Annotated in this window: 11 protein-coding genes; 8 read left to right on the forward strand and 3 right to left on the reverse strand. The window is 70.1% G+C overall.

All coding sequences use genetic code 11. The annotated features are described in order from the left end of the window. Window positions 1-152 precede the first annotated feature (152 nt). The 3 genes from GQ674_RS10550 to GQ674_RS10560 all read left to right on the forward strand — a co-directional run bounded on the left by GQ674_RS10550 (window position 153) and on the right by GQ674_RS10560 (window position 2045). On the forward strand, window positions 153-1310 hold the full coding sequence (locus GQ674_RS10550) for an ATP-binding protein (RefSeq protein WP_159497030.1): 1158 nt from the start codon (window positions 153-155) through the stop codon (window positions 1308-1310). After that, on the forward strand, window positions 1303-1671 hold the full coding sequence (locus GQ674_RS10555) for a response regulator (RefSeq protein WP_159497031.1): 369 nt from the start codon (window positions 1303-1305) through the stop codon (window positions 1669-1671). Before GQ674_RS10550 ends, GQ674_RS10555 begins: the two co-directional genes overlap by 8 nt. A gap of 131 nt (window positions 1672-1802) precedes the next feature. Then, a complete protein-coding gene (locus GQ674_RS10560; protein WP_159497032.1) occupies window positions 1803-2045 on the forward strand; it encodes a DUF1653 domain-containing protein in 243 nt (80 codons plus the stop codon). Window positions 2046-2053: 8 nt separating this feature from the next. On the opposite strand, the gene GQ674_RS10565 is transcribed toward GQ674_RS10560, so the two are convergent. After that, window positions 2054-3037, reverse strand: coding sequence for a GAF domain-containing protein (locus tag GQ674_RS10565; RefSeq protein WP_236546259.1), 984 nt, complete (start codon window positions 3035-3037; stop codon window positions 2054-2056). A 251-nt stretch (window positions 3038-3288) separates the two neighbouring features. Between GQ674_RS10565 and GQ674_RS10570 the strand changes: the two genes are divergently transcribed. From GQ674_RS10570 to GQ674_RS10580, 3 genes are all read left to right on the forward strand, one after another. After that, window positions 3289-4503 (forward strand): MFS transporter, encoded by a 1215-nt coding sequence (locus GQ674_RS10570; protein ID WP_159497033.1) that lies wholly within the window; start codon window positions 3289-3291, stop codon window positions 4501-4503. A 67-nt stretch (window positions 4504-4570) separates the two neighbouring features. Then, complete coding sequence (locus GQ674_RS10575; RefSeq protein ID WP_159497034.1) at window positions 4571-4837, forward strand: CD225/dispanin family protein; 267 nt, start codon at window positions 4571-4573, stop codon at window positions 4835-4837. Window positions 4838-4849: 12 nt separating this feature from the next. Beyond that, window positions 4850-7552, forward strand: coding sequence for a UvrD-helicase domain-containing protein (locus GQ674_RS10580; protein WP_159497035.1), 2703 nt, complete (start codon window positions 4850-4852; stop codon window positions 7550-7552). A gap of 36 nt (window positions 7553-7588) precedes the next feature. Here the strand turns inward: GQ674_RS10580 and GQ674_RS10585 are convergent, their stop codons facing one another. Next, window positions 7589-8176 (reverse strand): DUF4124 domain-containing protein, encoded by a 588-nt coding sequence (locus GQ674_RS10585; RefSeq protein ID WP_159497036.1) that lies wholly within the window; start codon window positions 8174-8176, stop codon window positions 7589-7591. A 131-nt stretch (window positions 8177-8307) separates the two neighbouring features. Between GQ674_RS10585 and GQ674_RS10590 the strand changes: the two genes are divergently transcribed. Then, window positions 8308-9390, forward strand: coding sequence for an alpha/beta hydrolase (locus tag GQ674_RS10590; protein ID WP_159497037.1), 1083 nt, complete (start codon window positions 8308-8310; stop codon window positions 9388-9390). Window positions 9391-9524: 134 nt separating this feature from the next. Then, window positions 9525-10433, forward strand: a complete 909-nt coding sequence (locus tag GQ674_RS10595; RefSeq protein WP_159497038.1) for a hypothetical protein — start codon at window positions 9525-9527, stop codon at window positions 10431-10433. Window positions 10434-10444: 11 nt separating this feature from the next. On the opposite strand, the gene GQ674_RS10600 is transcribed toward GQ674_RS10595, so the two are convergent. After that, a complete protein-coding gene (locus tag GQ674_RS10600) occupies window positions 10445-15217 on the reverse strand; it encodes an ATP-dependent helicase (RefSeq protein ID WP_159497039.1) in 4773 nt (1590 codons plus the stop codon). Window positions 15218-15237 lie beyond the last annotated feature (20 nt).

The following is a 15237-nucleotide window of genomic DNA, read 5'->3' on the forward strand; positions in this document are numbered from 1 at the left end:
GCGGAATTCCAGCTCAAAAGGGGCCCGATGGTACCTGAACCCGCGATGCGGCGTTATCCGTCAAACGTTGATCGGTTTCGGCCCGCTCTATACACATTCTTCACGCCTGCGCCCCTACGGTTCGGCGCCTGACAGGGGAGTGAATTGCCGTGGTGGCCGAGGTCGTATCCAGCGTCGCACCGCTTGCCGATGAACGTCGGCAGCTGAAGCTGTTGATCGACCATGTGTCCGACCACGCGATCTCCCTGCTGGACCCTGACGGGCACATCTGCAGCTGGAACCGGGGCGGCGAGCGCGTCAACGGCTACACCGCCGCCGAAGCGATCGGCCAGCACGTGTCGATCTTCTACACCGCCGAAGACCAGCAGCTGGGCCTGCCACAGCAGACCCTTGAACGGGTCCGGGAGCAGGGCCGGCTGGTGGGCGAAGGCTGGCGGGTACGCCGCAACGGCGAGCAGTTCCGCGCCAGCATCGTGATCGAGGCGGTGCGCGAGAACGGCGTGCTACAGGGCTTTGTCAAGGTTACCCAGGACATTACCGAGCGCTACCAGGCCCAACGCCTGTTGCAGGACGCCCAGCGCGCGCGCCAGCACCTGCAGCAGTTCGAGGGTGTCGGCCGCCTCACCCGTGGCCTGGCCCATGAATTCAACAACCTGCTCACCACCATCGGGAATGCGCTGGACCTGGTCGCGCTGCGCCCCATGGCCGATGCGCGCACCCACGAACTGGTGGAGCTGGCCCAGGCCGCGGCCGATCGCGGTTCGCTGCTGACCCGCCAGCTGCTGGCGTTCTCGGCCGACCAGACCCTGGTGCGTGAGCCGGTGAGCGTGCCGCAGTTGCTGGAGGAAGCCTGGCCGTCGCTGCAGCGTGCGTGCGCACCGTCCAACCGGATCCGACTGGATATCGCGCCGGCGCTACCGTCCATCTCCACCGATGGCGTACAGTTGCACAGCGCCGTGCTGAACCTGGTGCTCAACAGCTGCGAGGCGATGCCGCACGGCGGCACGGTGACCATCACCGCCCGCCTTGAAGAGCTGCTCGCGCCTGATCTGGCCCATCCCACCCGCCGCCGTTACGTCGCCCTGGCGGTGACCGACGAAGGCGGTGGCATGCCGCCGGAAGTTGCTGCACGCGCCAGCGAACCCTTCTTCACCACCAAGGAAGTTGGCAAGGGCAGCGGACTGGGATTGAGCCAGGTGTTCGGCTTCGTGTCCCAGTGCAACGGCTTTGTGGATGTACAGACCGCCCCCGGACACGGCACCACGGTCCGTTTATTGTTACCTGCCATTGAGGAAATCGAGTATGCCTGAGCCCCTTCGCGTTTTGATGGTCGAAGACCAGCAGGATCTACGCGAGCTGATCGGCCAGGCACTGGAGGATTTCGGCATCGAAATCCACACTGCCGACGATGGCCAGACTGCATTGCGCCTGTTGCGCGAACCCGGCAATTTCGACGTGGTGTTCAGCGACATCAGCATGCCCAATGGCATCAGCGGGGTGGAACTGAGCGCGCACGTGGCCGAAGCCTTGCCCAACGCGCGCATGATCCTGGCGTCCGGGTATGCGCGCTCGCAGCTGCCGCCGCTGCCCGATCACGTGGAATTTCTGCCCAAGCCGTACCGCCTGCGGCAGCTGGTGGCACTGTTGCAGGCCCCTGCCCCGGCGCACTGATCGACCGCGACGCGTTTCCGGCGTTTGGTAGACGGTGTATTTCCCGGCGCGCCTGGCAGCGCAGGAAGGCGGGTATCCCGCAGGGACGGCGACGGCGCGATAATGCAGCGCAATCCCTTCCCGTGATGCCCATGACCGATCTCAGCCCCCTGCCCGCATTGCCCTTGGGCCACTACCGCCACTTCAAGGGCGGCAACTACCAGGTGTTGGGCGTGGTGCGCCACAGCGAGACCCTGGAGCCGATGGTGCTGTACCGCCCGCTGGACAACGACGTCGGCGCCTGGGTGCGCCCCCATGCCATGTTTGTGGCCGACGTCGAAGTAGACGGGCAACGGCAGCCGCGCTTTGCACGCGTAGACGACGCCCGCCGCTAGGCCGCCCGTCAGCCCGGCAGCAGGCTCAATGCACGGATCCGCTGTGCGGCTTCCTGAAGTGGCGACGATGGCTGCGCGCTGGCGGCGATGCCGGCGGCAGCGTCGGCCACCGCCTGCAACGCAGCCTGGAGGGTCTGTGACGCATCGCCGCCGACCTGCGCATCATCCAGTTCCATCTGCGCGCCAATCCACGCGGCCAGCACTTCAAAGCACTTCACACTGAGGGCATCCAGCTGCGACGGGCGCGGGTCCAGCGCACACAGCGTGCCGAAGAAGCTGCCGTCACGCCGGAACATCGGTACCGACAGGTAGCTTTCAAAGCCGTAGATCGCCGGCGTGGGATGGGTGGAGAACACCGGGTGGGCACTGGCGTGGTCGAACTGCACCGTGCGCTGGTGCTGGCGGATCTCGTCGCAGATGGTGGTTTCCAGCACCAGGTCCTGGCCCGGTTGCAAGCCGAAGCCCAACAGATCGTGCACGGCGCACGCCGTCCAGCGCTCGGCGGTGACCCGCGCGACCGCGACAAAGCCCATGCCGGTCAGGCGGCTGGCCAATTCCAGCAGGGCCGGCAGGGCCGGCAACTGCAACAGCGCGGCGACATCGGCCATGCGCGGATCCTGCGAGACCACCATTGGCGCCAACGGCGGGGCCGCCAGTGCGAGGTCGTCCATCGGATGTTCGAGCGCGGCCATGCGTGCAGACAGCACCCTGGCCGTGACCAGGTCGAACAGTTCCCGAACGGCGGCCGACAACCCGCGCCCATCGCGGATATCCCCGACAAAGTGGATGCCCTGCCCCACCAGGCGCAGTTGTTCGACGCCGTGGTCCAGCCGCAAGGTCGGCCAGGCCAGGCGATCCAGGACCCGCATCCAGTCATCGCCAGGGGTCGTGTCGAGCAACGCACTGACGATCACCCGCGATGGCCCCGGACCGTCCTTCAGGCCAGGCAGGTCAAAGCCGACCACAGTGGGAAAGCCAGAGGCTGTGTACATCGCGTTCCTCGATGGGGCGGCGTGGGCCCCGGTGCAGGCGCACCCGCCACATCGGGGGTGCAGGCGGTCTATTGTCGCACGATACTGCGAGACAGCTCGTGCGGCGCCTCACATTCCTGCTTCACGTCCGCGCATGGAGCGGCGGCGCATCACAGTATCCCACCCGGCCGCACGACAGAATCACGGAATTGCTGCGTCGCAGCAGTACAATGCCCGGCTCCCCGTTGCAACGCACCCGCCAACGCACTCGCATGAGCCTTTCGATTGCCCCCCTGGCCGCGCGCCTGTCCCCGCGCGAGCGCACCTTCATCCTGCTGGCGCTGTCGCTGGGCGGGTTCGCCATCGGCACCAGTGAGTTCGCCAGCATGGGCCTGATGCTGGAGATCAGCCGCGGCCTGTCGATCAGCGAAACCCAGGTGGGGCACCTGATCAGTGCCTATGCCATTGGCGTGGTGGTAGGTGCACCGGTATTGGCCTTCGCCGGCGCCGGGTATGCCCGGCGCACGCTGCTGCTGGGGCTGATGGGCTTCTATGCGGTGGGCAACCTGGCCAGCGCGCTGGCCCCCAATTACAGCACCATGCTGGTGGCCCGGTTCGTGGCCGGGCTGCCGCACGGCGCCTATTTCGGCGTGGCGATGCTGGTGGCCGCGGCCATCAGCCCGCCGGCACAGCGCGGCGCGGCGATGTCCAAGGTGCTGCTGGGCCTGTCGGTGGCGATCCTGGTGGGCAACCCACTCACCACCTGGCTGGGCCAGCAGTTCAGCTGGCGCACCGCCTTCGCGCTGGTCAGCGTGCTGGCCAGCGCCACCGTGGTGATGATTGCGCGCTACCTGCTGCCCGACCCCGATGAAGTGCGCACCTCGCCGATGCGCGAACTACGCGCGTTCAACCGCACGCAGGTGTGGCTGGCGCTGGCGATCGGCTCGGTGGGCTTTGCCGGCATGTTCTGCGTGTTCACCTACCTGGCGCCGACGCTGGTGCAGGTAACCGGCCTGGCCGAATCCTGGATGCCGCTGGCGGTGGGCATCTTCGGCATCGGCGCGATCATCGGCAACGTTGCCGGTGGCTGGCTGGTGGACCGCTTCCACTTCCGTGCGGCGGCGCTGGTGCTGGTGTGGTCGATCGTGGTGCTGCTGGCCTACCCGTTGGCGGCGCAGTCGGTGTGGACCATTTTCCCGATGATCATCGCCGTGGGCACCATGGGCGCCCTGGCCGCGGTGCTGCAGACCCGCCTGATGGACGTGGCCGGCGAAGCGCAGACGCTGGCGGCCGCGTCCAACCATGCCGCGTTCAATACCGCCAATGCACTGGGCCCGTGGCTCGGTGGCATGGCCATCGGCGCCGGCTTCAGCCCTGCCACCACCGGTTACGTCGGTGCGGCAACGGCGTTGGGCGGCCTGCTGCTGTGGGGCGTTGCGGTGCTGGTGGACCGTCGTTCGCGCAGCGCGGTGGCCTGCGAGGGCTGACCCCAGGCCGCGCAAGAGGAAGGCGCGCCCGGGTAAACTCCCGGGCCCTTCGAATATGGATGGTGCAATGAACACGGCTACGCCACCGGCCAACGCGCCCAAGGACCACATGGCGCTCGCGGTGATCAGCATCATCTGCGGGTTCCCGCCGTTCGGCATCGTCGCCACGATCCACGCCAACCGCGTGGGCTCGCATCGACTGGCCGGCAACATGGCCCTGGCCACCGCCGCTTCGCGCAAGGCGCTGCGCTGGTCGATCGCCTCGCTGGTCGCCATTCCCCTGCTGGGCGTAGTGCTGATCGGGTATGGTCTGCTGCTTCGCGTAATGGGTTGAGGCGTTGGCGGAATGACGCAGTACTGGGAGCCCTCGCCGCAGGGACGACGCATCACACAGTCGCCCGCGTGGCGGCTGCAGCTGGGCGCATCGCAGATCACGCTGGAGGTTGACGGGCACCTGCACCGGGCGCCGCTGCGTGCCACGTCCATAGCGTTCAAGCGCGGTCTGTTCTGGACCGGGCTGACCCTGTTTGCCGACGATGCAACGGTGCAGGTGGACGGGCTGCCCAATGCGCAGCTTGCCCCACTGCAGGCCGCGCTTGCGCAGCGCCTGGCCCCCGATGCCGCTGACCACCCGGTGCAGGTCATGCGCGACGCGCTGGTGCGCATTGGCGACTGGCTCGACGAGGCCGATGCCGCATTGGCGCAGGCCGACCACCAGCACCGCTGGTTCACCACCGAACACCAGCACGCCCTGCTGCAGCGGCGCCCGGTGTTGGCGTTGGATGATGATGCGCTGTGGGCGGTGTTCGACGATCCGGACCTGCGCAGCCGCCTGCCCGGCGAGGCGTCGCGGATCGAAGACGACCTCAGCCGCTGGTGCAGCGACTGGCCCGCATTCTGGGCGGCCCGCAACGCAGCCCACGTCCAGCGCGAAGGCGCTGCGGCCGCATCCCTGTTGGACAGCGTGGAACAGCGCCCGCTCACCGGCGAACAGCGGCAGGCGGTATTGTGCTTCGACAGCCGCGTACTGGTGGTGGCCGCCGCCGGCTCGGGCAAGACCGCCACGATGGTGGCCAAGGCGGCCTATGCGGTGGACCGTGGCCTGGTGGCCGCCGAGCAGATCGTGATGCTGGCCTTCAACAAGGAGGCTGCCAGCGAACTGCAGCAGCGGGCCGACCAGGCCTTCCAACGGCTGGGACTGGACGGCGATGGCGTGCAGGCGCGCACCTTCCACGCGCTGGGCCGGCAGATCATCGGCCAGGCCACCGGGCGCTTCCCGAACGTGCCCGACTGGGCGGTGGACGCCAGCCAGGGCCTGGAGCGGCTGGCCGACCTGGTGGACCAGCTCAAGGACCGCTCGCATGCGTTCCGGACCCAGTGGGACCTGTTCCGGTTGGTGTTCGGGCGCGATCTGGTCACGCAGGGCAGCGCGCCCGTCGCCGATGGCTGGGAGGCCGATGGACGCGGCTACGTGCACAGCCTCAACGGCGAGCGCGTGCAGGACATCGAGGCCTGCCTGGTGGCCGACTGGCTGTTCTACAACGGGGTGGGCTACCGCTACGAACGCGGTGATCATTTCGACCCCGGCACCGACCGTCACGTGGCCGGCGCTGCGAGCTTCCACTACGCCGGTACTGCGCTGCGGCACGAACACCGCAGCGGCGGGCAGGACACCACCGCCCGCGACCGCACCGACACGCTTCACACCGATTCGGCCGCGTTGCGCAGCGGCGCGCTGTTCGACCTGCTCGGCCAGGCGCTGGGCAGGCACGGGGTGCTGCTGGATCCCAACCCCGACCGCGCGCTGCCCGAGAGTGGCGCGCGGCCCATGCCCGATGCCGAGCTGATCGGTCTGGTGCGCACCTTCATCAGCCATGCAAAGAGCAACGGACTGGACGTGGAGGACATGGCGCAGCGCCTGCGTGCGATGCCCGAGGACCAGTTCAAGCACCGGCATCGCCTGTTCCTGGCGCTGGCCGCGCCGATCCTGCAGGCGTGGGACGACGCGCTGGCGGCCGAGCATGCCATCGACTTCGAGGACATGCTCAACCAGGCCGCCGAGCTGCTGGAAAGTGGGCGTTATGCATCGCCCTACCAGCTGGTGATGGCCGATGAATTCCAGGACGCCTCGCGCGCCCGTGCGCGCCTGTGCCGGGCGCTGGTGCAGGCGCCGGGACGGCACCTGTTTGCGGTGGGCGACGACTGGCAGTCGATCAACCGGTTCGCCGGCGCGGATGTGTCGGTGATGACCGGTTTCGTGGACTGGTTCGGGCACGGCCAGGTGCTGAAGCTGGAGCAGACCTTCCGCTGCCCGCAGGCGCTGTGCGATGTGTCCAGCCGCTTCATCAGCCGGAACCCGGCGCAGATCGGCAAACAGGTGCGGTCGCAGACCCCTGCCCAGGGACCGGCACTGCAGGCCTTCCAGGTCGCCAGCCGCGACCAGCTGCGCGATGCCGTGGGCCAGTACCTGCAGCAGCTGCAGCGCCAGCTGCTCAGTGGCGAGCGCACGCCGGGACGCAGCGGCAAGCTGTCGGTGTTCGTGCTGGGCCGGTACAACGCCGACCGCGCCTTCGTGCCGCCCGATTGGCAGGCGCGCTTTGGCCAGCAGCTGGAGGTGCGCTTCTTGACCGCGCACCGGGCCAAGGGCGCCGAAGCCGATGTGGTGATCCTGCCGGCCATGCTGGAGCGCAGCTTCCCCAACGCCCGCGCCGACGACCCGGTGCTGGCGCTGGCCATGCCTCACGCCGACACCTGGCCGCTGGGTGAGGAGCGCCGCCTGTTCTACGTGGCCGTGACCCGCGCGCGGCGCACGGTGGCGATGTTCAGCGTGCGTGGCCGGCGCTCGGCGTTCCTCACCGAGCTGGTGCAGGACGGCGCGGTGCAGGTAACAGCGCTGGATGGCAAGGCGATCCACGAACAGCCCTGCCCGGCCTGCGATGGCGGGGTGATCGTACAGCGCAGCGGTGCCTACGGCAGCTTCCAGTCCTGCTCGGGCTACCCACGCTGCCAGTACAAGCCGCGCCAGCCAGCGGGGCCCGTCACGCGCTGACGGGCCGCCGGCCGGATGCGGCGCAGCCAGGCCGTGCTAGCGAAGGCCGTCGGTTGCGGTGTCGCTTGGCGCGCGCTCCGGTGCGTACTTGCGCTCGATGCTCGCTTCTCGATCCCGGCGCTGCTCGGAACAGCGTTGCTGTGCCGTGGCAAGGCTGGTGTCCGCACTGCGGCGTTCGGCGCTGATCGACTGCTCCAGGCTGGCCACCTGCGCGCGCACGCCGGCCTCGCGCGTGGCCGCGGCCAGTGCATCTTCATCGGTTTGGCCCAGCTGCTGATTCAGCGCGGCCACCTGGCGCTGGTAGGTCTGGATGCGCCGATCGGCCGCTCCCTGGATGTTCGACTGCCCTGCGTTAAGGCAGTTGCGCTCGGCAATGAAGGCATCGGACAGGTCGGTGGAACGGAATACCGCCGCGTGCGTTGCCGTCTCGCCCGGTGTACGGGTGGCCGCCCGATGCGCGCGTACGGTGACCTCCTTGGCGCCGGCGCCGCACGGCTGTTGCGCGTACACGGTTTCACCCTTGCTGCCGGTGCACTTGTACACCTGGGCCTGGGCAGGGGCGGCCGCCGCGAACGCCCCGGCCGCGCATGCCAGCGCCGCGCCCCACCATTGCTTTCCGTCCATGAATGCACTCCGCCGTGCTTGTTGGAGGACCATTCTTGACCGCGGGCGCGCGAACGCACCAGTACCGTCGTCCCGATTCGTGCGTGCGGTTATGCTCCAGCCAGACAGCCCTGCCCACCAGGACAACCGCGATGCGCAGATCGATCTCGCTGGCACTGTTGATTGCGGTGGCCTTGCCGCTGCCCGGTTGGGCGAAGGCCCCGCCGGGCGACGCACCGCCGCCCGCGCAGACCGGCCAGCTGCAGGGTGCGCCCTGGCGCATCGACGTGCCGACGCGCTGGAACGGGGAACTGGTGATGCTCGCGCATGGCTTCGAGCCGGCCGGAACCCCGCGCGCGGCAGTGTGGCCGGCTAACGACGCCACCCCCGCCCTGCTGAAGGCCGGCTACGCCGTGGCCCAGAGCGGCTACGCCAGCCAGGGCTGGGCGGTAAGCGACGCCATTGCCGACACCGAACGCCTGCGCCAGCACTTCCTGAGCGCGCACCCGCGCACGCGGCACAGCTGGGTGCTGGGGTTCTCGATGGGCGGCGCGGTCGCCATTGCCACGCTGGAGCGCTACCCGCAGCACTACGCCGGCGGTGTGGCATTGTGCGGGGCCAACCTGCCCGGGGAGGTACTGGCCCGCGAAATGCTGACCACGCTGCTTGCCTTCGACACCCTGTTCCCGTCGGCTGCGGGGCTGCCGGCGGACGGGCTGGCCTCGACGGCCGCAGCCACGCTGCCGCAACAGGCGCTGTACCCGGCGATCGAGGCCGCCGTGCAGTCCCGACCGGCGCTGGCCGCCACCTTGGCCGCGCGCTTGGAGGTACCGGCCGACCAGCTGGCCGGCACCGTCAGCCTGCACGCGCTGATCTGGCACGACCTGGTCCGGCGCAGCGGCGGCGTTCCGGTGGGCAACCGCGCCACCGTGTACGCGGGGTTCGGCGATGACGCCGCGTTCAACGCCAGCGTCCGCCGGGTGGATGCCGACCCCGCCGCACAGGCCCGCCTGCGCCGCCAGCTGGGGTTGAGTGGCGCGCTGCAGCGCCCGCTGGTGATCCAGTACAACCACGATGACCCCACCATCAGCGCGCGCTTTGAAGGGGTGTACCCCGCGCTGGCCGTCAGTGCCGGGGCCACGCCCCCGCCCACGGTGCTGCCGCGCGCCGGGGAAGGTCATTGCGGCTTCGCCGATAGCGAGGTGGTGCGTGCGCTGCAGGCCGTGCCGCGCTGACGGGTGGCGGTGCGGCCCGGCCTCAGGGTAGTGCCGGCCGCTGGCCGGCTCCCGGCGATGCGTGGAGCCGGCCAGCGGCCTGCGCGGCCAATACCGCTACCATGTAGGGCCCCGGTTGGTGCAGTTGGTTCCAGATGAGTCGCGCAATCACGATGTACACCGCCGTCGGGTCGCATGGCACCGCGCATGGCATCGCCGGCCTGCAGCAGCGGGTGGACGCGGCGCAGACCTTGCCGGCGCTGTTCTGCGACGGCGAAGGCTGCACCGCGCAGGTCCGGTTCGTGCCCGAGCACACCCGCACCGGTGCCGATCGCGTGCCCGTCACGATTCCGGCCGGCATCCACCTGGACAAGGACGCCGAGCATGCGCCGACCTGCCGCTACAACGTTCCCGGTCGCCTGGATGCGCTACTCGCCGGCAACCTCGACCCGGCGCTGCTGCATCGGCTGGACGACGGCCGCGTTGAACTGCGCATGCTGCCGCTGCACCAGGATCTGAAGCGGGGCGGCGGGACGGCGCTGGAGGCCCACCTGCGCACCGTGAACGCGCTGCTGGTGCTGCGCGCGATGTGCGACGACGACGCGCTGCTGGATGCCCACGTGGTGCTGCGACTGGGCAAGAAACGGGTGGCGTGGGATGCGTTCTTCTACCCACTGGACCACTACGATGCGGCCTGGGAGCGAGTGGACGCGGCCAGCAATGAGATTCCGCTGGCACTGTCCGGCACCGTGCGTTCGCACCGGCCAGCGCAACCCGGTGCGGAATTCAGCACCACGTTCCTGAACTGCGCACCGAAGTACCAGCACACCGGCGTCATGGACGAGCGCGTTTTCGTCGAGGTCAGCGTGGGCCACGACGATGCAGCGTGGCTGCAGTCGTTCCCGGTGGGCACGCAGGTCGTCATGCTGGGGCTGTGGCGGTTGGGCAGGACCAGCGCCGCGACCCGCCCGCACCCCACCGACCCGCGCCGCACCATCACCAGCATCACCTACAAACTCGCATTGCGCCCGGTATCGAAACAGCAACTGCTGGCGGTCAGGTAAACCGCGCTCGATCAGCCTTCCCAGTCCAGCCCCCGGGGCGCGCCGCGGAACCCGGCGGCCCGCAGCGCGTCGGTCAATGCGTCGCGACCGACCGGTGCATCATTGAGCAGTTCCAAGGTGAAGCGCCCTCGCCGCCCACGCCGCAGCGCGGCCACCAGCGCCTGGCAGGCGGCCTGGGTGAGATCGGCGCCGGCTTGCGCCGGGTCGAACCACGTGAGCAACTGGCGCCCGCCCTGTGCCAGGTACATCGACGGGCGTCCGGCACCGATCACCACCAGCGCGCCTGCGCGCCGCACCGGGCGCAGGGTGGCCGCGTGTGCGGGCCACGGCAGCACGCTGCCGAAGGGGTTTGCCGGGTCCAGCGCAGACAGCCCCACGACCAGGTGTGACGGCGTCGCCTGCAGCGTGTCGGCGATGGCGCGCAGCCGGTCCACCGTGGACCGTTCGGCGAACTGTGCCCCGCCCAGGCCGGTTACGAAGCGGCCGCGCAGGACGCGGCCGGCATCTTCCATGCTGCGATACACCTGCTGCAGCGCCGGGAATCCTCCCACTATGCCCTCGGCCACCGCCGCGCCACGGGTGACGATGGCATGCCGGTCGAGCAGGCCATCGGCCAGTGCCACCGCGCGCACGGTGTCGCTGGCGGTCTCGCGCGGCAGCAACGACCAGCGCCCTGCCAACGTGGGTGCGGCGAAACTCGCGGCCGCTGCCGACAACGGACCTGCGGGGTCCTGCGGCCCGGCCATGTCGATCCAGCGCGGATCGCGCTGCCGTCGGGTGTGCCGCACCGGCCGTGGACGCGGTGCGCGCGTGCCGGCCAGCCCGCGCAACGGCGACCAGATGTCGGTGGTGACATGGCCGGCCCAGACAAGGTCCCACAGCGCCGCGTGCAACGTGTCTGGCGTGACCACAGGGGCAGGCTGTTCCGATGCGGTTGCGGCCAGACGGCCCTGCACGGCCGCCGCCAGGGCGCGTGCGAAGTACGCGCCGCCATCGCCCAGCACCGCCACGATGGCCTGCTGCAACGGCGAAAGATCGCCCACCGCAGTGGGCGTCGGCAGGGTCTCGAATGCGACCTCCTGCAGGTGCAGTGACACCAGCCCGTCGTCCTCGCCGATTCGCGCATGCCCGGCCCACAGCACGCTGCCGGTGGCGAGCAGCTCATCGAGCATGCCCGGTGCGTAGTCGCCCACGCGGGCCGGCAGGATCTGGCTCTCCCACACCGACGCTGGCGCGGCGACACCGGCCAACAGTTCCACCACCCGCGCCACGCCTTCGATGCCGTACAGGGCGGGTGCCGAGGCATGGGCCAGGCGCGCCATCGGCGCCGCGTCGGGCACCAGGCCCTGCCGCTCCAGCAGCATCAGCACATAGGCGTGCTGCGCGACGGGCCGGGTGGCCGCGCGCGCGGCCTGCAGCGAGCGCATGCGCAGCCGACGCAGCACGTCTTCGCCCACCCATTCGTGACGTGCCAGTGGCAGCGCTGCGGGCACCGGGTCGGGCCGTTCCTCCCCGTCACGGGCAAGCCCGAAGCTACCGCGCAGCACCTTGCCCTGCGCCTGCAGCTGGTCCAGCGCGGCATCGGCCACCACCACGCCCACGCCAAATGCGGTCGCCACCTGTGCGGTGGTAAAGGGCCGGTGCGTGCGCGCGTAACGGGCCAGCAGGTCCCCCAGCGGGTCGGTGGATGGCGGCAGCACCGCATGCGGTGGCAGCGTCGGCAACACGATGCCCAGTGCGTCCCGCAGCCGCGTGGCGTCTTCCGCCGCCGCCCAGCGTTCGCTGCCGGCCAGCGTGACGCGCAGCGCGCGATGCTCGCCTTCCAGTGCCTGCAGGTGGTCAAGGGCCGCGTCGTCGTCCACCAGCCGCCGCGCCACCTCCGGCAGCGCCAGCGGCCCCAGCTCGCGCAGCAGGTCGGCCACGCCTTCCCTGCCCTTCGCGCGCCGCGCCGGTGCAAGGCGCTGCAGCTCCGCGTCGACCTGGTCGACCACGGCCGCGTCCAGCAGTTCGCCCATGTCCACCTGCCCGAGCAGGTCGGCCAGCAGGGCGTCATCCAGCGACAGCACCGACGCGCGGCGCTCGGCCAGCGGCACGTCGGTGCCGTACATGAACTCGGCGACGTAGCCGAACAACAGGTTCGCCGCGAACGGCGACGGCACCTCGGTGGTGACTTCGGCGATATCCACGCTGCCCTCGGCCAGGCGCTGCATCAGCGCGCCCAGCGCCTGCAGGTCGTACACGTCCTGCAGGCACTCGCGCGCGGCTTCGATCAGGATCGGGAAGTCGGGGTAGCGCTGTGCGATGGCCAGCAGTTCGGCCGCCCGCAGGCGTTGCTGCCACAGCGGCGAACGCCGGCCCGGGCTGCGGCGCGGCAGCAGCAGCGCACGCGCCGCGCATTCGCGGAAACGGGCCGCGAACAGCGCCGATGTCCCCACTGCACGCGCCACCTCGCGCCGCACCTGTTCCGGATCGAACAGGAACAGGTCCGCGCCGGGCAGGCGGCCGGCGGTATCGGGAATCCGCGCGATGATGCCGTCGTCGCTGGCCACGACCGCCGGGTCGACGCCCCAGCGTTCGCGGATGCGCGCGGCCATCGCCAACGCCCACGGGTCGTGCACGCGCCGCCCGTACGGCGAATGCAGCATCAGCCGCCAATCGCCGTTTTCGTCGCGGCAACGCTCCACTACCAGCCTGCGGTCGGTGGGCAGCACGCCGGTGGCCTGGCGCTGCTCGTCCAGCAGCCCGAAGATGTTGGCGATGGCATTGCTGGCCAGCCCGCAGGCCTGCAGGCGTTCGGTCACCGCGGTGGGCCGGTCGCCTTCGTCAGCGGGAGGCTCCAGCGCGGCGATGAACGCCCCGACCGCCTCGCCCAGTTCCGCCGGCCGCCCCACGCCTTCGCCGCGCCAGAACGGCAGCCGCGCCGAGCGCCCGGGGGCCGGCGTTACCACCACCTGGTCGTGGGTGATCTGTTCGATGCGCCACGACGACGCACCCAGCGTGATCACGTCATTGACCCGCGACTCGTGCACCATTTCCTCGTCGAGCTCGCCCACGCGCCGTGACCCGGCACGCTCCTCGCCTTCGGGCAGCACCACGCCGAACATGCCGCGGTCGGGAATGGTGCCGCCGCTGGTCACGGCCAGCTGTTTCGCGCCCGGCCGCGCCTCCAGCGTGCCAGCCTGCCGGTTCCAGACCAGGCGCGGGCGGAAGCCGGCGAAATCATCGGAAGGGTAGCGACCGGCCAGCATGTCCAGGGTGGCATCGAAGGCACTGCGTGGCAGCGTGCGATACGGCGCGGCGCGGCGCACACGGGCGTACCACGCGTCCACCTGCAGGGTGTCCATGGCGGCGGCCGCCACCGTCTGCTGGGCCAGTACATCCAGCGGGTTCTGTGGCGGATCCACCGCTTCGATGCGCCCGGCCAGCATGCGCTCGATGGCCACGGTGGCGTCGATGAGGTCGCGTCGGGTGCGCGGGTACACCAACCCGGTGGAGGTGCCGCCGACCTGGTGGCTGGCGCGCCCCACCCGTTGCAGCGCGCTGGCCACCGACGGCGGCGCTGCCACCTGGATCACCAGGTCGACCCGCCCCATGTCGATGCCCAGCTCCAGGCTGGAGGTGGCCACCACGCAGCGCAGTTCGCCGGATTTCAGCGCCTGTTCGATCTCGCGACGCTGCTCCTTGGACACCGAGCCGTGGTGCGAACGCGCAATCAACGCCGGCGCGCCGGACGCACGCCCGGCAGTGCCGCCGTTGAACGAACCGTAATGGCCATCGGCAGGCAGCGCATCCTGCGCGTCTTGAGGAGGCAAGTGCAGGCCCGGTTCGCGTGCGACGCGGTCGGCATACAGCTCGTTGAGGCGCGCGGTGAGTTTTTCGGCCACGCCGCGGGAGTTGGCAAACACGATGGTGGCGCGTCGCGACAGCACCTGGTCCAGGATGCTGGCTTCCACATGCGGCCAGATCGAGCCGACCCGGCCCGCCAGCGCATTGCCGCCCTCGCCCGCCGGCGAGGGAATATCGGCCATGTCCTCCACCGGCACCACGATGCGCACGTCCAGCTGCCGGTCCGACGGCGGGTTGACCACGGTGACCGGCCGGTCGCCGCCCAGGAAGCCGGCCACCTGTTCCACCGGACGCACCGTGGCCGACAGGCCGATGCGCTGAACGGGTTGCCGCGCCACTGCATCCAGGCGTTCCAGGCTCAGCGCAAGGTGGGTGCCACGTTTGCTGCCGGCCACCGCGTGGATTTCGTCGATGATCACCGTATGCACGTCGCGCAGGCTGTCGCGCGCCTTGGAGGTGAGCATCAGGAACAGCGATTCGGGCGTGGTGATCAGGATGTCGGGCGGCCGCCGCAGCAGCCGCGCGCGTTCGGCGCTGGTGGTGTCGCCGCTGCGGATCGCCACCGATAGCGCCAGCGCCGGGTCGCCACGCTGCTCGCGCTGTGCGTTCACGCCCTCCAGCGGTACCTGCAGGTTGCGGTGGACATCCGCGCCCAGCGCCTTGATCGGCGAGATGTAGAGCACGCCGGTGCCGTCGCCGGGCATGCGCGGCTGCTGCGCGCGCAGCCGGAACAGGCGGTCGATGGCATGCAGGAACGCGGCCAGGGTCTTGCCCGAGCCGGTCGGCGCGATCACCAGCGTGTGGTCACCGGCCCCAATGGCAGCCCACGCGGCTGCCTGCACCGGCGTGGCGGCGTCGAACGTGGACGTGAACCAGGCGCGGGTGGCTGGTTCGAAGGCAGCCAGTGAGGGCGTGGCGTGGGGCGTGGAAGTGGGCATGGGCGGAACAGATGATCGCC

Origin of the sequence: Stenotrophomonas sp. 364, assembly GCF_009832905.1 — a bacterium.
GTDB lineage: Bacteria > Pseudomonadota > Gammaproteobacteria > Xanthomonadales > Xanthomonadaceae > Stenotrophomonas > Stenotrophomonas maltophilia_AP.